Genomic DNA, 22,047 nt, shown 5'->3' on the forward strand with positions numbered 1-22,047 from the left:
TGGAAATTATTATGCCTAAGAACGAACATTGTGACATGAATGAGCCTATTGCTATTGTTGGTGTGAATTGTCAATTTCCCGGGATTAACCAAGATATTGAGGATGTTAATGCTTTTTTTGATATGTTGCTAAAAGCGCAAACACCTATTAAAGAGGTACCGAAAAACCGCTGGGACATTGATAGCTATTATGATGCTGATCGCCAGAAGGAGGATAAAATCGTTTGCCGCAAAGGTGGTTTTATGGAGGATCCGAAGTTATTCGACGCGGCCTTCTTTAAAATTTCACCGCTTGAAGCAAAGCAAATTGATCCGCAGCACCGCCTCTTCCTGGAAATAGCCATTCGCGCCTTAAACGATGCAAATATCACTCTTGAATCACTAAAAAATTCTAATACGGGAGTTTATTGCGGCCTTTCCACGCATGATTACAGCCAACTGAATTATAAAGACAATATACAATTTAATGCCTATACCTATATTGGTTCTGCTGCCAGTGCTGCGGCAGGGCGGCTTTCTTATTTTCTCAATTTAAAAGGTCCTGCTATTACGGTGGATACGGCTTGTTCTTCCTCTTTAGCAGCGCTTTATCTTGCTGTGACGGCATTAAAGAATAAGCAATGCGATATGGCCATTGTTGGCGGTGTCCATCTAAGTCTTTGTCCCGAGGTTTGGATAGGCTTATCTAAGGCCAATATGATTTCAGCTGTCGGTGAATCAAGAAGTTTTGATGCCAATGCCGATGGCTATGTTCGATCAGAAGGATGTGCAGTTGTTGTGCTTAAACGTTTAGATGATGCGCTTAAAGACCAGAATAAAATTCAGGGAGTTATCAAAGGCATAGTCATGAACCAGGATGGTGGTGGAATGGGTATGGCTGCGCCCAATGTTGAGGCTCAAGTCACAATGCATCATTCAGTCTTAGAGAGCGCCCATTTGTCTGCAACTGATATTGATTACATAGAAACTCATGGAACAGGGACTATTCTTGGGGATTCTTCTGAATTAGAGGCGATCCAAAGCATTCATCAAGGCAAGCATTCAAAGGACAATCCACTTATTATCGGTGCCTTAAAATCGAATTTGGGGCATACGATTTCTGCCTCAGGAATTGCGGCTCTTGTTAAGGTAATTGCTTCTTTTAAGCAGGAGATGATTCCTGCAAATTTGCACTATTCAACAGCAAATGGGGCAGTGGATCCTGATAGTATTCCGGCCTTATTCCCGGTTCAGGCAAGACCCTTTCCTAAACGCAGCGATAAAAAAAGATATGTGCAAATATCCAATTTTGGTTTTACCGGCACAAACGTGAGCGCCATTATTGAAGAGCCGCCAACTATTCCCGTTAGTAAACCTAGTGAAGAGAAGGGGGATGCAGCCTGTTTTGTCATTTCTGCAAACTCTGAATTCTCCTTGCGCCAAATGTTAAAAAGCCATTTGCACTATTTGCAGACCTCCGAAGTGAGTTTTTACGATCTATGTCATACCCTCATTAATTGTCGAGATCATTATAAATTTAGATGCGCAATTATTGCGCAAGATAAAGAGTCGCTCATTAAAAAAATTGAGTCTAGCTATTATGCGATTAAAAAAACAAGCATCGAAAAAGAGCCTGTCTTGAGCACTAATGATGCCCAGCAGGATTATGAATCCTTTCTCTCTGGTGCCAACCTAAGATCAAAGGCAGAGTTTAATCCGGTTGATTTGCCCTTATATGTTTTTGATAGAAAAGCTTATTGGCATGAGGCAAGAACAACTGCCGGCCATCCCGAACATCAGGAGATGTTTCACTATGTTCGACATGACGTAGATGAAGATTGGTCTTTCAAATTAGAGTGGCAACAGCAGCCAATTGATAAAAACAATTATAGAGAGTCAGGGCAGCGCTGGCTTTTAGTAGGGGAGGAACAGGGGGATTTTGGCCTGAAAGAAAAGGGACTAACTATTATCCGAGAAAGCGATAACTATTCGCTCGAAGAGCTCGATGGGATTATCTTTGCAGAAGGTTTTAATTCACCCTTGTCAGAAGACATCGATTTACAGGTTGACTGGCAAAAGAATAGTCTAAAAAAAATATTGTTCTTGCTTAAAACCTTAACGGACAAAGCCCTTAAATTGCGGCTTGTCTTCCTGACGGACGATGCGGCAGAACTGGTGAGTAGTCCTCTCAAAGGATTTTGCAAAACACTCTGTCTTGAGTTACCGCAATTCCAAACAATCCTCATTGATTTGGATAACAGGGATGCGGGTAATTTCGCCGAACAAATCCTTGATGAAATGAAATATAACCATGGTCAATCCTACGATCATATTGTTGCTTATCGTGAGGGAAAGCGACGGGTTTCTTATTTAAAACCAACTCCTCTACCCGAACGAAATCTCCGTTATCTCGAACAAGACCTCTGTCATCCCGAACGCCGTGAGGGATCTCCGGGATTAGCACTAGGCCACTTACGTCATGTCGAACGTAGAGAGACATCTCCGGGATTAGCACCATGCCACATTCAGGAGATGTCTCACTACGTTCGACATGGCATAGATGGTCGCTATCTTATAACCGGTGGTTGCGGCGGCTTAGGTTTAATCACCGCGCAAGCCTTGCTAGCTGCGGGGGCAAGAGAGTTGGTCCTTGTTTCAAGAACCGTCGATGAACCCACAATCCTGGCAACAATTAAAAAGCTACAAGCAAATTATCCTGAGAGCCTTATTCGCCCAATGAGTGTGGATATTTCTGATAAGGCGAGCCTGCAAAAGCTCTTAGAGTCGATCAATGAGGATGGATTGTTAAAGGGCATTGTTCATGCCGCAGGCGCATCGCTTAATAAATCGTTGCTAGAACATCAGGAGCGAGATATTGACCAAGTCTTTTCTGCCAAGGTCAAGGGAGGCTGGTATTTACATGAGCTAAGTAAGAATTATGATCTGGATTTTTTTATTGTTTACTCGTCCATTTCTTCAGTATTTGGTAGTAATAAAGAATCTGTTTATAGCGCGACAAATAGCTTTTTAGATGGTCTGATTAGCGAGCGCCGGCGTTTGGGTTTAGTGGGTACGGCAATCCAATGGGGACCTTGGGCTGAAGTCGGTATGGCAAAAAAGCGTTCACAAGATCAGGGTTTAAAAGAGGCTTTAATTCATAATGAGCAGGGGCAAGCTTTCATTCAGCGGTTGCTCAATAGCGAGCTAAGCCATGTTACGGTCATCTCCCCGGCCTATCTGCAATTTATGCTGGATTTTGTTCCTGAACCCAAACCTGCTTTTCATAAATCCCTGCTAGCTGATCTCAGAAAAGTGGCTCCATCTCCCACTCAGGATCTGGGGCTTTCACCCTGGTTAACTGAGTATTCTAAGGTTGCAGCCGGACAGCAATTTACAACCTGTAAGAGCATGCTGTCGAAAATCTGTAGGGCGCTTTTGGAGATAGACGATACTGAGGATTTGGATGCGGATGCGGGTTTTTTTGACATCGGTCTTGATTCCTTAATGATGGCTGAATTGGCGACGCGCTTAAAAAAACAGCTTCAGCCCTTGCTTCCTGTTGTGGCCACAATTGCCTTTGATTATCCATCCATTAACCAATTAGCAGAGCACCTACAATCGGAATTGGGCCAACATTTCCTCAAGACGCCGACAGCAAATGAACCCTCTGAACCGCTTAATGACGCCATTGCAATTATCGGCATGAGCTGTTCGCTGCCTAATGCGCCGGATCTAGCGGGTTTTGAACAACTACTTGAAGAGGGGCTAAGTGGTATTAAGGAGATTCCCCTAGAGCGTTGGGATAATCAGCTCTACTATGATCCGAATCCAGACGCCCCGGGAAAAACCTATGTCAATAAATTAGGTTTAGTCGATAATATTAAATCCTTTGATCCTGAGTTTTTTGGGATCAGCCCCCGCGAAGCCCCGTTTTTAGATCCACAGCAACGGTTATTTTTGGAAAATTGCTATCATGCTTTAGAGAATGCTAACTATAGAGTCCAATCCTTACGCGGCAGTTCAACAGGCGTTTATGCGGGAGTTGGTTCTTCCCATGAATATTACACCTTGTTGGAAAAAAGAGGGTTTGCTAACGATGAGCTGGGGATGTTTTCGGTTACTGGCAAGGCCTTGAATATAATACCCGGACGAGTCGCTTATGCCTTTGATTTCAAAGGCCCTGCTTTAAGTATTGATACAGCCTGTTCCTCTTCCTTGGTCGCTATTCATTATGCCTGTAATAGTTTGAAAAACCACGAAATTGATTTTGCCCTGGCAGGGGGAGTCAATATCTTGTTGCGGCCTGATGGTTTGATTAATTTATCGAAGGCAAAGGCACTTTCTGCAGATGGCCAATGCAAAACCTTTGATGCCAGGGCAGATGGTTATGTCCGCTCTGAGGGCTGTGGCGTGGTATTTCTTAAGCGAATGAGTGATGCCTTGCGGGATAAAGACAGGATTTTAGCGGTTATCAAAGGTTCAGCAATTAATAATGATGGTAAGTGCGCAGGTTTGACCGTACCCAATGGTAAAAGCCAGGAAGAGGTGATGAACAAGGCTTTGAGTCAGGCTCAATTAAGCGCTAACGATATCAACTATATTGAGGCACATGGCACAGGTACTGTTCTTGGCGATCCCATCGAGGTTCACGCAATTAACGCGGTCTATGGCAAGGAGCGTGCTAAGGATAATCCCTTATATATTGGCACTGTTAAAACAAATATTGGTCATCTTGAGAGTGCTGCCGGTGTTGCTGGTTTGATCAAGGTGATCCTTGGCTTGCAAAAAAAGAGAATTTATAAAAACCTAAACTTTAATCGTTTAAATCCCAATATAAACCTTGATTCCACGCAAATTGCTTTAGATAACAGGGAGTGGCAGAGCAAAACAGGATTAAAATCTGCTGGAGTGAGTGCCTTTGGTTTTAGTGGCACTAATGCCCATATTATTCTTCAAGAGTTTCCTGAAAATGTACTAGCCAAAGAAGCCTTCTCGCATAAAACAAAGGTCTTGGTTTTGTCCGCAAAGAGTCAGACTAGCCTAGATAATTTGGTTCAACGTTACCAGCAGTTTTTAGAAACAACCAAGGACGATTTTAATAATTTATGTTTTACTGCAGCGATGTATCGGGAGCATTATCCTTACCGCTTGGCTATCGCAGCCAAGGATAGCTATTCTGCCAGTCAATTGTTAAAGAGAGGGGAGTTTGCAACCTCAGATCAGAAAAATAAGAGCTTGGATTTAGATGAGGATGTGGAACTTAATTTGCTAGTTAGTGATTTTCTACAGGGTAAACAAGTTGATTGGGCTTCCTATTATCAGGCTGCGCATTACAGCAAAGTAACCTTGCCGGAATATCCCTTTGCTCGGAATGAATATTGGTTGGACACCACTGACAGGCATAGAGTTCAGAAAGATGATAATGAACCAGCAGTTGACTCCGTATCTTATGACAGTGCCATAGAACATCTCTATGAGGTTAAATGGATACCGGTGAATACTGATCCACTAAGTGGTGTAGAGGTACCGGATTTATGGGTTATTTCGACCAATGTGCTAAGAGTAAAAAGAGTATTAGGTTTTCTAAAATATCAACTCATCGATCATATCGATCAAGTAGCGCAGCTTGAGGGTAAACATCTAGTTTTTCTCTATGAAGAAGGGCAATTTCAAGAGCTGTTTCACTGTTGCCAAAGAATGTTTAAATCACTTCCAGCAAGCTTCGTCCTCGTTACAGAACATGCCTATACGATTAGCGACTCAGAACCAATCAATCCTCATCATTCTCTGGCCTCTACTTTTTGGAAAAGCTTTAAAAATGAGCTTGAGTTTAATAGAAACTATGCCGTTGATCTCGATGATAAAAGAGGTTTAACGACAAGCCTGGAATATCTATTTAATACAGCAAATGAGGAAACCCAAGTTGTAGTGCGCGACGCAATTTATGTTCCAAGGCTTAAGAAAAAAACACTGATTATCGAGCCGATACAACAGCTGAAAACCTTATTTGACCCAGAAGCGAGTTATCTGATTACCGGTGGTACTGGTGGTTTAGCAAAACCCTTAGTTGAGTATCTTATGTGTAATGGTGTGAAACAGCTTGTTATAACCAGTCGCTCTGAATGCTCATTGGATACCCAAAATTGGATCGATAGTCTAAGAAAAAAAGGGGTTAGCCTTAGCCATTACGCGGCAGATGCAGCTAATTTAGGACAAATGGAGCGAGTTATTGAGGGTATTCAGCAAAGTGCTCACCCACTAAAAGGGGTTTTTCATCTTGCCGGGATTGTTCGAAATAATTTAATTGTTGATTTAACTGAAGAGGAGCTACAGGACGTATTTAGAGCCAAAATGGAAAGCGCTTTAATCCTACATCAACTCACTAAAACTTTACCCTTGGATCTCTTTGTTTTGTTTTCATCAGCCTCGTCAATACTTGGCTCCAGGCGACAGGCAAACTACGCTGCTGCCAATGGTTTCTTAGATGGCTTAGCCCACTTAAGGCGGCAACTGGGTTTGCCTGCCTTGGCAATTAACTGGGGAGTTTTTCACTCGATTGGAATGGCTGCAGGTCAATTCCAATCACTACAAAAGCGTGGGTTTATTCTCCTGGATCAAACGAGTATTGCTATTCTTGATTTATTGCTCAGATCTGATTTATCGCAAATTGTAGTATGCCCCATGCACTGGGATCTCTATTTCAAAAATATGCCCAAAGACTTAGAGTTTTCTGAGCTGAATGAGGCCTCAGCTCCAGCTACCAAGCAGTCATTTTTAAGTTTTTTGCAACAACATAGCCAGAAGGAACAGGGTGAAATCTTAGGCCAGGTGCTATCTAGTATTGCCGCCGATGTTTTAGGTTTTGCCTCTAGTGAGCAACTTAGTAAAAAGAAGGACTTGTTTACTTTAGGAATGGATTCTCTGATGTCTTTGGAACTTAGGAGCCGAGTTCACGATAAACTACAATGCCCGGAGCTTAATTTACCTATCGAGTATTTTATTAGCGATCCAAGCATCGACAAAATTACCTCTAACATTGCCAAAGAATTGAATAAATATTTTGCCCAAGATCAAAGGCAAACGCCCGCTGAAAATTCGCGTGTAGGAGCAATCGCACTAAGCGATACCCAATATGGATTCTGGGTCGTCAACAAAATGGGGTTCAGCTTTAATTGCCCTAGGCAAATTCAATTCAAGGGCCAATTAAATCCTGATTATTTATATAAAGCTCTGGCCTTTACTATTAATAATAATGGCGTCTTTTGGTTAAATTTTCATAAAGATATACCTATCCAGGTATCGAAAAGACAGGGGCAGTTCTCTTGGATCTATGAAGATCTTTGTGCCGAGTATGATCAGGATGCGATGAATGAATTATTTTATATCAATACGATGGAGCCTGTTCCCTTAGTAGAACAACCACTCATCAGAGTCTGTCTGTTTAAACTGAAAGAGGACTTACATGAGTTACATATCATCATCCCTCATATTATTCTTGATGGATCCTCGTACCGAATTTTCCTCGAGCAACTCAAGAATAATTACGAAACCCTAGTTCTTGGAAAGAACCTTATTCCCGTTCAAGAACAATATAGTTACCTAGACTATGTGAAGCAAAATAATAGTCGTTATGAAACAGATCTAGAAAGTAAAATTGATTTTTGGCAGGTCTATAACAGCGGTTTTCAAAAACTGAGTTTTGGCCGTAACCATCATTTACCTGATGCAGCTAACCAACCAAAGAATTTGTTCAACTATCTACTGGAGGAGAGCTTTGTTGAAAAATTTAAGGAATGGCATAAAGAAAAAAATATAAATGTGAGCACGGGCTTAATTGCGGCAGTTCATATTGTTTTTTATAAGCTAAGTTCCCAAAAGAAAATACCAATTATGGTTCTGCATAACGATCGAGAGGGCAGCCGCTATGACTCGGTTGTGGGGTTACTCATTGACTATAAAAGAATAAACATATCTTTAGATGAAAACTATACATTTATCGAATTTTTCAGGTCCATAGAAAATGAATTTATAAAGGCAGCTCCTTTTCAGAAGTGCGCACAGTACATCAAAAACTCAGGGCTAAAAGAATCGCTGTTTTCACCTGGTTTGAATCTAATAACACTCTATTACAAACTGCTTCTCTCGAAAAAATTTAAGGTGAGTTATCTCAATTCAACTCTAAGATCGTACTATCTTAAGGGCTTAGGCAATATAAGATTATATAAGACAAAATTAGCTATCAGAAATAGGCTAAGCCAACTACTCCATATCAATCTGCGGCTCCTGAAACCCCAACCATTAACAGTCGTTTTTAACATCACCCAAGGCTTTTTCATCAAAGAGCCAAGAGATACTCGTTTTGCTGATCTTGAGGTAATTATCCCTAACCATTATGGCAGTGTAGATCGCCCCATTGGCAATCAAACCCTATGGATTTTCTTTACAAAGGATCAATACGATCAGTATCGATTATCGCTCAATGGGCCTCTAACACCTGAATGTAAGGATTTAATTGCTGAGGAATTGATTAAAGTCATGACGAAAGTTATGGAGAATGATGAATACAGGATTAGAGATTTTTTGTAGTTAAATAGACTCTGTCATCCTGAGCGTAGCTAAGGATGACGGGCTATTTTAAGGTGACAGACTAACCTAAGGCTTCAACACCATAAAATAAGCATTCACATAATCAGGCAAATGACGTGTTGCCTCATAAAAGGCCTTTTGTCCAGGATAACTACCTGCCAAAAAATCTACTTGGTATAAGTTATCGTTAAAAGCTCCGCCAGTGTCAGCAAGAATTCCAACCTTGGTTATGATTTCGCCGGATTGATTTGGATATTGCACCATCAGCAATTTTCCTAAGCCGAGTTGCTGCAGATCCGCAGCAAAGGTTACTTCGGGGTTTACGGTAATCTTATGATCAGCATCTTTCCCGTAACCTTTAATCCCATCAACTTCCTTAAAGTACCAATAGCGGTTTTGTAGATAAGGTGGCTGCGTTTTGTTGTAAGCAATATTGTTACAACGATGAACATTAAAAATCTTTGCCGCTTTGTTATCACCAAAATCTGCGACAAGGGTGCCTTGTAACAAGGCTGCTTCTAAGTCATCCCGGCTCAGATAAGCAAGAGCAGGAACCTCCCTATTCGCAAGGGCTCCAGCAAGGATTGCCTGTTTCCCATATTTAAAGCGGGTTAAATCAGGTTTAGCTTCAGCCTCTTCCAAACTCAGGCCTTGCTCATCATTGGGTAAGGCGTATAAGCCAAAGGGTTTAGCCGTGCTAGGGGAGGTGGATGCTTTGGCTAGATGTACATAGTATTTGGTCATTAGGATGCGATCATTTGGCAAGTGTTCTAACAGCGGTTTGTTCTGTGAAAATTTCTTAGCCTGCAGCTGGTCAGGATACCAGCGGAAAAAATCAAAATGTGCTTTGACAAAGGCTGGATCATTCATTTTGCTTTGATTTTCACAAATAAAGATCAAAGTATCCCTAAGTTGAGAAAGAGGAATAGTGAATACCTTACCCTGGTGAATGACCTGAGGATCATAGTCATGACCTTTGGCAAGGTAAGCTAAAGTTTCTTTGGCAGTTGCACAGAGGGCAGGGCTGTTAATCTCATAATGTTTAGTGGTTAAGGGTTCTGAGGCCTTAAATTGCGGCGCTGAAAATGCCTGAAAATTTAGCACTAAGCCTGCCAAAGCAAGTAGGGTTCGCATGGATATAGTCCTAACATTCGGTGTGGTTAACTGCTAAACCACCTAGAGAGGTTTCTTTGTATTTGCTCTGCATGTCTTCGCCAGTTTTCTTCATTGTTTTAATGACCTTATCCAAGGAGATTTTATGCTGACCATCACCAATTAACGCCATACGAGACGCATTCACTGCTTTTACTGCCCCCATTGCATTACGTTCGATACAGGGAATTTGCACTAAGCCTAATACGGGATCGCAAGTCATGCCAAGATGGTGCTCCATAGCGATTTCGGCAGCATTTTCAATTTGTTCAACTGTCCCACCTAGAACTGCGGTTAATCCAGCCGCGGCCATGGATGAGGCAACGCCAACCTCACCTTGACAGCCAACTTCTGCACCAGAAATAGAGGCACCTTCTTTATAAAGAATGCCGATTGCTGCAGCGGTAAGGAAATAGGTAAAGATATCTTCATTACTCAAGCGGTCATGGGCTTCCTGACAATATTTGAGAACAGCAGGAATAATTCCAGCGGCACCGTTTGTTGGGGCGGTAACAATTCGTCCCCCCGCTGCATTTTCTTCATTAACTGCCATAGCGTAGAGGTTAAGGCGGTTCATTATATCGGATTGCTCGAAAACACTAGGAATACCTTTGTGCTCAATCAACTTCTTATATAAATCAGGGGCGCGGCGTTTCAGATTGAGCCCGCCAGGTAAGATGCCAGAGTGTTTACAGCCATTTTGAATGCATTCATCCATAACTTTTGCGATAGCAAGAATTCCGTCTTGGATCGTTTGTTTATCCCGCCAAGTCAGCTCATTGGCCATCATTAGCTCAGGTATGCTCAGATTATTCTCTTTGCATTGCCTTAGTAATTGGTCGCCAGTCGTAAAAGGATAGGGAGGCGGGCTAACTGTGGTTGTAGCCTTGTCAAACTCTTCTTCAGTAGTAATAAAACCACCGCCAATAGAGTAATAGACCTGGCTTAGTAAGGTAACGCCGGAGTTATCGTAGGCTGTGAAACGCATGCCATTACTATGTTTGGGCAAAAGCTCTTTCTGGAAGAGTAAGAAATCCCTGCTCTCCTGAAAACTCAGGTCTTTCTTGCCATCAAGGCAAAGTGTTGCGGAAGAGATAATTTCATGCATTCGCGGAATCATCGATTCAGGTTCTACGGTTTCAGGTGCCTTACCTTCCAACCCATTCAAGATTGCTTTATCAGTACCATGTCCTTTACCGGTTAAAGCTAAGGAGCCATAAAGTTCTATTTTTAATCGATTTGTTTCCTCAAAAAACTCGTTGGCTTTGATTAGCTCTAAAAAGGCGTTTGCTGCAAGCATGGGACCTACTGTGTGTGAGCTGGAGGGACCGATACCAACTGAAAACAAATCAAATACGCTAATGCTCATAATAAAAACTCAATTAACATCTTTACCGTCAAGTTTAGAAGGAAAACATCTTGCAAACAATATGAGCGCTGATTATTCGCTTCCTTCAAGCAAAAAATGAGGCTCAATCATCCTTATTTTTGCTTCAAGAAATTAATTGATGATACCCCTAGTAGTAATTTCATTGAAATTTAGGCAGAATGGTTGGGCATTTTTGCAAAGTTCTATTCTGACGAAAGACTAAAAGGGGATTGTTTATGAAGATTAGACTAGTCGCTGCTGCTGTCATGAGTTTGGCAATGTCAACGACAATGGCTGCAAGCGCTGCTCCAGATGCAGCATCTACTGCTACACCTGCTACTGCTACACCAGCTGCCGCTACCTCATCATTAACGACTGAAATGGACAAACTGTCTTACAGTATCGGTGCCGATTTGGGCAGAAATTTCAAGAAACAAGGTATAGATATTAGCCCGGCTGCTATGGCAAAAGGCTTACAAGATGGTATGAGCGGTGGCCAGTTGTTGTTAACTGACCAGCAAATGCGTGAAGTACTGAATACCTTCCAAAAAGAATTAATGGCAAAAAGAAGTGCTGATTTCAATAAGAAAGCCGAAGAAAACAAAACTAAGGGCGAAGCTTTTTTAAATCAGAATAAATCAAAAGATGGTGTTGTTACCCTGCCATCTGGCCTGCAGTATAAGATTATTCAAAAAGGAGATGGTGCAAAACCTAGCAAGGATGACACCGTAACTGTTGAATACACAGGTACTCTAATTGATGGTCAAGTTTTTGATTCTACTGAAAAAACTGGAAAGCCAGCAACGTTCAAAGTATCACAGGTTATTCCTGGCTGGACTGAAGCATTACAATTAATGCCTTCTGGATCAACCTGGGAAGTTTACGTGCCTGCAAATCTTGCTTATGGTCCACGTAGTGTCGGTGGCCCAATCGGACCTAATGAAACCTTGGTATTTAAGATTCATTTAATCTCTGTTCAAAAGTCTGAAGCTTAATTCGAAGACTTGATTTGACTTCTTGTGGCTAGGGTTATTGCCATTAAATGAAGGAAATTTTTGTCATTCCCGCGAAGGCGGGAATCCATTTCTAAGTGGCACAGTGCCAATGTGGGGATAGATTCCCGCCTTCGCGGGAATGACAAATGCCTTTAAGACCCTAGGTCGCGGGAAGTTGCCTCTGTTATAAAACTCTGAGTATCTTTAAGCATGAACAAACGCCTATTCATTGTATTTTTACTGGGCTTTTCTTCAGGGCTTCCTCTAGCCTTAACAAGTAGCACTTTACAAGCCTGGTATGCTGATGCGGGCATGTCAGTGCTGGCAACAGGTATGTTAAGTTTAGTTGGTATGCCTTATGTTTACCGTATTGCCTGGGGTCCAGTATTGGATCGCTATTCATTGTTTTCTCTGGGTAAACGACGTAGTTGGATGATAGTGATGCAACTGGCGCTGTTACTGGGCTTTAATGCCCTAGCCTGGTTATCTCCGAATACGTCCCCTGAACTCATGGCTGTATTAGCCTTTGCCTGCGCTTGTTTTTCAGCAACTCAGGATGTTGCAATTGACGCCCATCGGGTTGAATATCTTCCCACTTCTGAACATGGTTTAGGCGCGTCACTGGCAACCTTTGGTTATCGTCTGGCTCTTTTGCTTGCCGGTGGCTTTGCTTTGGTCATGGCTAAACATTTTGGCTGGGCTTTTACCTATCGCTTGATGGGGTTTTTGATGTTAATAGGTGTTGCCGCCACCCTGTGGTCTAGCGAGCCATCGCAGCATACCGATAACAATCCAAGTTTTTTACAAGCATTTACCGGCCCAATTAAAGAGTTAATCGCGCGCCGGGGTTTTACTTCATTACTATTGTTCATTTTATTTTATAAGCTGGGTGAGGCTTTTACTGCGACGACAAGTGGTATTGTCATGCCTTTTTTAATTCAAGGTCTAGGCTTTTCTATTGATACCATCGGCTATGTCAATAAGATGATGGGAATAACTTCTGTGCTACTAGGAGGTTTGGTCGCTGGTTTGTTGCTACTACGTTGGTCTTTGTATCGCGCATTAATGGTTTTTGGGATCATACAAGCCTTAACTAACCTCTTATTTATTGCGCTAGCGATTGTAGGGAAAAATCTACCTCTCTTTGCAACGGCTGTTGTATGCGACAATTTTGCGGCAGGGATGGGTTCAACAGCGCTAGTTGCCTTTTTTATGCGAGTTGTTAAACAACCCTATACTGCAACACAATTTTCCCTATTAGTTGCCATATCAGCCTTGCCGCGTATTTTTTCAGGTCCATTTGCTGCGATGTTACAAATGTGGTTGGGATGGATTGGTTTGTATCAATTATCGTTCTTGCTTGCCTTGGGATTTATTCCCTTCTTGATGATGATTCGTGAACACACTCGAGAGTTACCTGTTGTTGCTGCTGAAACAAAAGAGGAATCTGAGGTATCAGAGATCTTGCAAAAGAATTGATTTCGAAGGAGAGACAAGATGGAAAAGGGATATCAATTAGAGTTCTTTATGGAACAAAATGAACGCCATGAGAAAAAAGCGCTTTATGAATGGCTTATTGACGTTGCTAAAGATCATGGAGTCACAGGAGCTACTGCCTTTACAGGTTCACTTGGTTTTGGCGCACACCGCAATTTACATAGCGCTCATTTCTTCGAACTACTCGATCAACCCATACAGGTTACAATGATCGCTACGGAAGAAGAATCGGAGAAATTTCTGAATTTTTTAGCGACTCAAAAAGTGGATTTATTTTACGCGAAGATACCTGCTTTCTTTGGTAGGTTAAGCAAAGCTTAAAGGTGGGCGTTTATACCATATTTACCTTTGTACAGGACAAAAATAGCTCATCCCAGGAAAAACTCGAATTCCCGCGGCTTGACCGCGGGATCTAGGGCTCAGAGTGAGGCGCTTCTAATCAGCAGATCCCGCGGTCAAGCCGCGGGAATTCGATATTGGGGCGGGGCTGACCTATTACAAAGACGTACGTCATGTCGAACGTAGAGAGACATCTCCTGAGTGTGGCACTGTGCTAATCCCGGAGATCCCTCACTATGTTCGGAATGACGGGCGATGTTTGGGTGACGGGGGTGACCTATTACCTTTTGATTAGCTGTGAAAAATAACGGATTGTAGAAAATGATTTGAGATACAAATGAGATTAATCAATGAACTAACTTTGGTACCGAGGGTGGGACTCGAACCCACACGGTGTCACCACCACCGGATTTTGAATCCGGCGCGTCTACCAATTCCGCCACCCCGGCACAACAGCTGGCCATTATAACAAAGATAATCTATGAAACAATAAGAAAAACAAATTTATTTGCTAAGCTCGAAGAATAGAAATTATATTAGAGGTTGTTTACAAATTGCTGTAACATATAAGGGCTTATTGTTCATTAATTTTTCATGAGGTAATTATGGCTAAGAGTATTACAATTTTTTTCATCACCGTATTTTCTCTAATTAGCTTTACAGCTCAGGCAAAGATCATGACCTGTCCTGATCCAACAGTTATGTGGGAAAACAAGACGATTCCACCACAACCTTGGGAGTGGAATCCTTTTGCAGACCACAATGTAACCCTAAGTAAAAACGATACACTTTACAAAGCAGAGACTTTAGTGGCTGGTTACTCAGGTCTTGGTGTGCTCTGTTACTATAAAACAAGTATTGGCAATAAAGTTTATTCGCTATGGTGGCAGGTTCCAGGAGTTCAGCCCTACGGTAATAAATGGCTAAGCATCCCAACAGGATATAGTTGCCAAGACGAGATCCAAGAGTGTACATTTAATGCTGTGATACCCTAAATTGAAAACGGACAATAAAAAGAAAAATGGGAAACATTTCTTCCTTTAAGAAAGGACTCTATAAGTTAGCCTTAGTAGTTTGTACGTTCTGTACTATCTCTTGTAGCAAGAGCATAGAAAATCAAACTACTAAGCTAGAACCACTTGAAAACTGCCGATCCTCTGTAAATCCTCAGCTTCCCCAATTTGTTATTGGCTATGGCTCGTTAATGCACGAGGATTCGAAAAGAGAGGACTCCTTTGAGTCTGGAGATAATTATCCTATCTATTTAACTGGTTTTCAGCGTGGATGGATCGAGCCGGGCACTGATATAGGTTTTAGCACGACATATTTGGGTGTGATAAAGGATGCTAAGGCTAAAATTAACGCGACCTATTTTAAACTGAATAATTCAAAAGCGATTTATAACTATGATAAACGCGAAGATAGCTACTGCAGACTAGAGGTTTCACCTAAGCAAATTCAAGCGCTAGCTACTAAGAAATTACCTCATGGCCAATATTGGATTTATGTGAGTCGTAGTTCTCTGGCGCATAGTCCTTCACAGCAAAAGCCGATTGTTCAATCTTATGTTGATATTTTTCTGTCTGGTTGTTTTCAATTAGAAAAGAAATTTCATATACAGAATTTTGCACGAGATTGTGTGAGGACAACAAATTACTGGTCTGGATTCTGGGTCAATGATAGGCTGTATCCAAGGACAGCCTTTGATAATGATCCCTATGTTGCAAAGATAGATCCTTTATTAGCAAAAGAATTACCTTACTATTTTAAGCAAATTCGAATAGAGTAATTAGGTTATAGACAGTTGATTTTAATTTTCGTTTTAGGGAGGACAAAATAATGAAGGAAGATTTTTTAAAGAAGTGGAATTTAATGACTAATGAGATGCAAAAATCATTACAGTCAATGATGGACCTTAATGCCAAAACCTTACAGAACTTTAGTTATCTAAAACCAGGTGACTTATCTGGTTTAAAGCAGCCAGGCGATTTATTGGGTAAGCATCTTGCTTTAACCATGGAGAATAGCCAAAAAATTCTTGATTATATGCACAGATCCTTTCAAATCCTGGAAAGTGCCTTATTATCAGTTTCTAAAGAAATCAAAGAAAATCCTGTTGAATCCTTTGTACGCGTTGAAGCAGAGTTTGAGCCTCTAAGCACAAAAGTCAAAAAGCCTAGAGCGAAGGCAGCTTCTGCCGAAAAGAAGGCGAAATCAACAGCCTCAGCAACAAAAAAAGTCGAGATGAAAAAAAAAGAAGATAAGCCTAAAAAGAAAGCAAAGGCTTCCGAGCTTAAATCATCCGCTGCACCAACCGTTGCTAAGAAAGTAGCGAAACCTAAAGTTGCTAAGATCAAAGCAAAGCCAGAAGCAAAAATTCAAGCAAAACCCAACTTGACGGAGACAAAGGTTAATTCCGATCCTAGTATGGATAAGTCAAAGCAACCCATCGCAGGCGCTTCTTTGAGTGAGCAAGAAAATAAGTTAAAGAACCCGTTGCAGAAATAGAGTGTTTGGTTGAGATGCTCTCCAGCGTTTTAAGATCGAATCTCTGCGGCATCGACCGCGGGGATTCGATTTTGCTTAGGTACCTAGTGCATCAAAAAAAAACTTTGAATCGACAACCTCTCATCCGCCCTGCGGGCACCTTTTCCCCAGAGGGGCAAAGGGAAAAAGCTGTGTTATCCCTTCTTCCTTTTAGGGAGAAGGTGCCCGTAGGGCGGATGGGGGTTCTCTAAAAGGCGTAGCCTTGATGCACAAAGCGTAATCAAGGTTTTCCGATACCGATAAGAGAAGTAATAGGTCAGCCCCCACTCCAGTATTGAATTCCTGCGGCTTGACCGCGGGAATTCGGGATAGGGGTGATCTATTACTAAGAGAATACATAAGAATGTCATTCCCGCTTTTCCGCAGGAATGACAATTCGCCACTAACTTTCTATGGCCTCAGCCAGAGCTAAATTGGATGTTAATTCTTCGTGAGCCTTACTATCTACAAGTACGCATTGAGAAAAATGAAGTACAACCATGCTGAGCGGGAGGATAATGAAAATATCGAAGGGGAATTGCAAACGCTGGATACCGCCGAAAGAGCCTAGATAGGATAAACATAGTATTGAGCCCATATAAGCCGCAAACCAGAGCAAGCTTGGCGTGCATTCACTAAGACGGCGTTTCTGATAAACAAGATTTATGATAAAGCCGATAAGCAAAGCTAAATCTAGCTTCCACAGAATGTCAAAACCACACCAATATAACATCAGATTACAAGCATAAAAGGCTAGATGGCAGAAAAACAGGCTAGCTGAAAGCTTAAAGGGCCTATGACGTTCGGGTTGTAGCTTACGCATGGCAAGTAGACAAATAGGCCCGATGCCGTAGGATAAAATGCTACATGAAGATAGGAAGGCCACCATTTTCTGCCAGCCAGGAAAGGGTAAAAATGAGAAAAGTCCTACTAATAAATTTGCATAAAGGGTGACATAGGGAATCTTATGTCGGTTTAATTTCAAAAACACCTTGGGCAGATGTTTGTTTAAACTCATACCATAGAGAATTCGCGAGGTTGCTGCTGTGTAGACCAGCGTTGTGCCAAAGGGAGAAAAGGCTGCATCAAACATCAACAACATCGCTACCACGCCTAAACCTAATAATAAGGTCAAGCCAACTAAGGGGCCGCTATCGCCGGGAAAACTTAGATTTTGCCAGCCCTGGCTTAGATAGGATTTAGGAATCGCCACCAGAAAACTGAGCTGCAGCATAAAATATAAGACAAAACCAATGAGTACCGCACCTAAGATTGCAATTGGAATATTGCGTTGTGGATTTTGTACCTCGCCAGCAAGCATCAGACCATTCTGAAAACCGGTAAACGCAAAGGCTACTCCACCAGCAGAAAGCGCTGTAAATATTTGCACCCAAGAGTTTTTGTCAGTCAGGTTTATCTCTATATTGGCCATTGAAGGAGCTGAGCAGAGTAAGGAAACAATGGCTATACTTGGAACTAAGAACTTGATAATACTAGCAATTTTATTGCATTCAGCCAGCATTTTTATACCGTAGGAATTCAAAAGAACGACAAACAACATGATTCCCATTGCAAAGACATAGCCTATCCCTGACAAGGTAAAAGTTTCAGCCTCATGAATAATCAAGCTTGGAAAGAAATGACTTGAGTATTGCAAGATGGCTTGGATTTCAATTGGCGTCATTACGACATAGGATAGCCAGGACGTCCAGGCAAAAAGAAAACCGACATCATTGCCATGAGTGAAACTGGGGTAATTAGTCATACCGCCAGAAATAGGGAACATCGCGCCTAATTCGCAGAGGGGTAGGGCAATGAACAGCATAAATACTGCTGCAATAATCCAACTGATTAGGGCATTTGAACCTGCCATCTGAGCAGAAATAAAAGGACTGAACAACCAACCGGAACCAATCATGCCACCAGCAGCAGCAATTAATACATTTGTCCGTGAGATATCACGTTTTAGCATTTTTCTTCCTTACTATTCTTAGGATTAATGTCATGCCGCATTCCAACTTATCATTTTTAACATAATGGTGTTGTATCCTACAATGCTTATCCATTATATATAGTACTTTGAATTGCTCATTCAGCGTTTTATAGGGAATAAAATGTTTAAATTTCAAAGAAATGCCGTTATTGCAAGCCTATTATTTGGGATAAGTTGGGTAGCCAATGCGATGCCGACTTATAGTATAGAAGCTGTTAGTAGAGCGCCCTTCCAATTGTCACAGGATGCCATAGCCTCAGCCCAATACAAGGTAACTAATAATGAAAGAACAGCACGCATCCTGACTCTAGCCAGGGTCCCTGGATTGCTAACGAAGGTCAGTGGGGTAGGAGCTTGTCAGGATCCTTTCATCTTAGGACCTGGCGAATCCTGCTTGCTGGGTTTAGAGCTTATAGCGAGCCAGTTAGGGGGAGGTATACATGATGGGCCGGTTGTTTGTAAGGCACGAGGCTTCTCTAATATTCCTGATTTAAATAGCTGTTCACGCCCCTTACCAAACGATAGCCTACAAGTCGCTGTTGTTCCTTGTACTACTACAACTTGTCTTAATTTTGCTTTGTCTGAGCAACTGCGCGCTATTGCTAAGAGATATGAACGGCAATTTGGCATACCTGGATTGGTGGCAGGGGTTTGGATTCCAGGACAGGGACAACTTATCATAGAGGATGGGGTAGCTGATATTAATACTAATCGATTCATATCCGCCTCAGATCATTTCCGTATAGGTAGTATCACTAAATCATTTACTGTGACTGTTATCTTAAAGCTTATTGAAGAGAGTATTCTTAGCTTCACTACGCCAGTGAATGTTTATTTACCTACTGTTGAAAATGGAACAGCAACCATTGCCCAACTTGCCAATATGAGAAGTGGTATTTTCAATTATTCTGAAGATGCAGCTTTGGCTCAGGAGCTTGCAGCAAATTTACTTAGGAAATGGTTACCACAGGAGCTTGTTGATGCAGCCGATTCTAATCTGCCTTATTTTCCCCCCGATAGTAATTGGCATTACTCCAATACTAATACTGTCATTCTCGGCATGATAATCCAACAGGTCACAGGGAACTTTGTTGGCAATGAAATCTTTAATAGAATATTGCAGCCTTTGGCCTTGAATCAAACCAGTTATCCCTTAACAGCCGCAATGCCTGAACCCTTTGCCCGGGGTTATGCTGCCCCTCCACCTTATGAAGATGTGACCTTAGTCGATCCTTCTTTTCCCGCTGCAGCTGGTGCGATGGTTTCGACACTTGCTGATTTAAAGATCTGGGCTGAAGCCCTGGGGCAAGGAAGGCTATTATCGCCTGCAATGTTTGGGCAACAATTAAATAGCCTGATGCCGATTGTTTTTGCTCCTTGTCCTGATGATGATCCTTTACGCCCTAAAACCATTTGTCCGGAATATGATAGATATGGGTATGGAATGGGGCAATTGAGAGGGTGGTTAGGCCACACTGCGGATTACTTCGGGTATCAGGCCTTGATGATGTATCAGCCGGTCAGTGGTGCTGTTGTAGTGATATTGATTAATCTCTCAGGCACTGGTACTCATATTCCAACGGATATGTTTTTAGAGTTCGCCGCTCTTTTGAATTGAGTGTTGTAGTCTGGGCTGATGTATAGCCTGCAAGTTAGATAATGCCGGGCTTGTCAGCCCAGCCTACAATTTTTATCTATGAGAACAAAGAGCAGTCAGTTATCAAGTAGTCTTAGATAAAATGTTTTAATAATCAATATTGATTTACTTAAGGTTTGATGAAATAATGCGCATCCTGATTCTTGTATAGTCTTTAAGAGTTGGTAGAAGTCATCAAATAATCCTTTGTGAGAATAATATGCCAAAATTAAAACAAATTTTAGATGAATTTATTGATGGAAAAAAACACCAAGGAGGCTCACTACGACATGCCGCACAAGGTGCAGCTTTTGCTGAAATCTTAAAAAGAATCTTAGAAGAACAAGGCCTTCTAGAATTCGATATCACAGCTACACAAGAGTTTATCCTGGCTTTAGCAACTGCTGTGCAAGCATTGAGAGCTAGCGAGTTTGGTGGCTATGATCATGAGTACTCTTTCAATAATTTACGCCATCAGAACAACTGGCCCATGCAAATGTGGACCTTTGTTAACATGGCAAAAGATCCACAATTTCACAGTCAATCCGATGAGACTGCCCTCTTTGAGTCTTTGTTTAAAAGTATTCAGCAAGGCAACATTGAACTCATTTTAAATGGAGTTCACGCGCACCCAGAATGGTTAAATCAGGCTACTTCAGCGAACCATCGCTCTAATCTAATCATCGCGGCTCTGTACGAACTAAGACAGGTAGAAATTCAACAACAAAAGCGGGATAACCTGCTTAGTCTTCTTGAGCAATTCATTACTCAGTATGGACAACAGCTTAACCTTGGTTTTAGAGACGCGAGCGGGAATACAGCCTTACATCGAGTTTTTTGGTATGCCATTCATGTAGAAAACGAAGAAACCGCCCATTCCTTAGCTGATCTTGGCTGCAAAATGATTGGATTAATTCGTCACACTGAGACTTATCCGGCCATTATGGGTATGAGGAATAAGCAATATTATTTCGCTCGCCCTCAGGGTGAAACCTTTATAGATAATATTTATCTCTCTCCTCTAATGTTGACTTCAGAGCAAGAACGTAACCGGGATTATTTACACGCCAAGCTTGCCCCTATTTTAAATTCACAACAAGAATCTGAAGAAGCAAAAGAAGAAGATCTTGAACCTTTAGTTTCTTTTAAAGATAAGAGCTTAAGCGAGCAATTAGAAGAACTTCTTATGGACGCAATAAGCTTTGAAACCATGGCAAGCCCTATGACCTTAACAACTACGGGGCATACGCTTGATAAGGGTACTTGGGATAGCATTTTAGCTACCACAAAGCGCAATCCTCTTACCAACCAAAGCTTTGAGCAAAATCAGTTAGCAATAAACCCCGTTTTAACAAAGGTTACAGCAATTTTTAACCAGCTTAAGGACGATGAAGAGCAGTTAGCTTTAGCGCTGCATACTTATTTTAATAGCTTTGAAAATAGGGCTGATATTAATAAAAATGGCCATAATGCACTGATTATTAAGGATATTCTTCATATTACCCATAGTTACTTCCAACAATCTAAGCTCGCTCAAGCCTCATCTATCAAAAATCCTGTCTCAGAATCTGCTTCCAATTCCTATCCTGTGTCAGTTTCGAATGTTGCTCAAAGCTTTTTTAATCTCTCTTTCTCTTCGTTGAATGCCTCTGAAGATAACCTCATAGCGCTTATCAAGACTCAAGTGAGTACCTTGGGCTGTCAACCTGGCGATTGGTTTGATCTTGGCAACGGATTAGAATTGGGAATGTCTAATAATGGCGAGAATACACCGGCTATACGCCTTGGTGACTATGTAATACAGGTCAAGCCAAGTGGTCAACGAGAGAGCCTTAGCATTTTTGATAAAAACCTTGGAAGTGATTTAGTTGTAGAAGACTGGTTAAAAAGAGAACTTATACAGACCGCTTTGGCAAATACGGCATTAAATCTCTCGAGTCAGGATTACAATTTTTAGTGCTTATTTTGTCACCTCA

The 22,047-nt window shown here is 41.7% G+C and carries 12 protein-coding genes and 1 tRNA gene; 9 read left to right on the plus strand and 4 right to left on the minus strand.

Features of this window, described 5'->3' with window-relative positions:
- Positions 1-11: 11 nt before the first annotated feature.
- Positions 12-8,564, plus strand: coding sequence for an SDR family NAD(P)-dependent oxidoreductase (locus tag BN1094_RS15345; RefSeq protein ID WP_044012029.1), 8,553 nt, complete (start codon positions 12-14; stop codon positions 8,562-8,564).
- A gap of 66 nt (positions 8,565-8,630) precedes the next feature.
- Here BN1094_RS15345 and BN1094_RS15350 read toward each other — a convergent pair whose 3' ends face one another.
- Positions 8,631-9,698 (minus strand): hypothetical protein, encoded by a 1,068-nt coding sequence (locus tag BN1094_RS15350; protein ID WP_044012030.1) that lies wholly within the window; start codon positions 9,696-9,698, stop codon positions 8,631-8,633.
- A gap of 10 nt (positions 9,699-9,708) precedes the next feature.
- Positions 9,709-11,085 (minus strand): L-serine ammonia-lyase, encoded by a 1,377-nt coding sequence (locus tag BN1094_RS15355; RefSeq protein ID WP_044012031.1) that lies wholly within the window; start codon positions 11,083-11,085, stop codon positions 9,709-9,711.
- Between the two features lie 236 nt (positions 11,086-11,321).
- On the opposite strand from BN1094_RS15355, the gene bamJ reads away from it, so the two are divergent.
- From bamJ to BN1094_RS15370, 3 genes are all read left to right on the plus strand, one after another.
- On the plus strand, positions 11,322-12,080 hold the full coding sequence (gene bamJ / locus BN1094_RS15360) for a BamJ family beta-barrel-assembly machinery protein (RefSeq protein ID WP_044012033.1): 759 nt from the start codon (positions 11,322-11,324) through the stop codon (positions 12,078-12,080).
- Between the two features lie 210 nt (positions 12,081-12,290).
- Positions 12,291-13,559: an AmpG family muropeptide MFS transporter gene (locus BN1094_RS15365; RefSeq protein ID WP_044012034.1), complete on the plus strand. Its 1,269-nt coding sequence runs from the start codon at positions 12,291-12,293 to the stop codon at positions 13,557-13,559.
- Positions 13,560-13,577: 18 nt separating this feature from the next.
- Entirely contained in the window at positions 13,578-13,898 is a 321-nt protein-coding gene (locus tag BN1094_RS15370) for a DUF190 domain-containing protein (RefSeq protein WP_044012036.1), read from the plus strand.
- Between the two features lie 380 nt (positions 13,899-14,278).
- On the opposite strand, the gene BN1094_RS15375 is transcribed toward BN1094_RS15370, so the two are convergent.
- Positions 14,279-14,365, minus strand: a tRNA-Leu gene (locus tag BN1094_RS15375).
- Positions 14,366-14,521: 156 nt separating this feature from the next.
- Here BN1094_RS15375 and BN1094_RS15380 point away from each other — a divergent pair.
- From BN1094_RS15380 to BN1094_RS18985, 3 genes are read left to right on the plus strand one after another with little or no spacing between them, the layout of a single operon-like run.
- Positions 14,522-14,911, plus strand: a complete 390-nt coding sequence (locus BN1094_RS15380) for a hypothetical protein (protein ID WP_052403333.1) — start codon at positions 14,522-14,524, stop codon at positions 14,909-14,911.
- Positions 14,912-14,937: 26 nt separating this feature from the next.
- Complete coding sequence (locus tag BN1094_RS15385; protein ID WP_052403334.1) at positions 14,938-15,705, plus strand: hypothetical protein; 768 nt, start codon at positions 14,938-14,940, stop codon at positions 15,703-15,705.
- Between the two features lie 50 nt (positions 15,706-15,755).
- A complete protein-coding gene (locus BN1094_RS18985) occupies positions 15,756-16,424 on the plus strand; it encodes a hypothetical protein (RefSeq protein WP_052403335.1) in 669 nt (222 codons plus the stop codon).
- A 421-nt stretch (positions 16,425-16,845) separates the two neighbouring features.
- Here BN1094_RS18985 and BN1094_RS15395 read toward each other — a convergent pair whose 3' ends face one another.
- Positions 16,846-18,414, minus strand: a complete 1,569-nt coding sequence (locus BN1094_RS15395; RefSeq protein WP_044012037.1) for an APC family permease — start codon at positions 18,412-18,414, stop codon at positions 16,846-16,848.
- A gap of 142 nt (positions 18,415-18,556) precedes the next feature.
- Here BN1094_RS15395 and BN1094_RS15400 point away from each other — a divergent pair, with 142 nt between their 5' ends.
- Together BN1094_RS15400 and BN1094_RS15405 are read left to right on the plus strand one after the other, a co-directional pair.
- The gene (locus BN1094_RS15400; protein ID WP_044012039.1) at positions 18,557-20,053 is read left to right on the plus strand and encodes a serine hydrolase domain-containing protein; all 1,497 of its coding nucleotides are present in this window, start codon (positions 18,557-18,559) and stop codon (positions 20,051-20,053) included.
- A 238-nt stretch (positions 20,054-20,291) separates the two neighbouring features.
- The gene (locus tag BN1094_RS15405; RefSeq protein WP_044012041.1) at positions 20,292-22,028 is read left to right on the plus strand and encodes a hypothetical protein; all 1,737 of its coding nucleotides are present in this window, start codon (positions 20,292-20,294) and stop codon (positions 22,026-22,028) included.
- Positions 22,029-22,047: the final 19 nt, after the last annotated feature.

Origin of the sequence: Legionella massiliensis (assembly GCF_000756815.1) — a bacterium.
GTDB lineage: Bacteria > Pseudomonadota > Gammaproteobacteria > Legionellales > Legionellaceae > Tatlockia > Tatlockia massiliensis.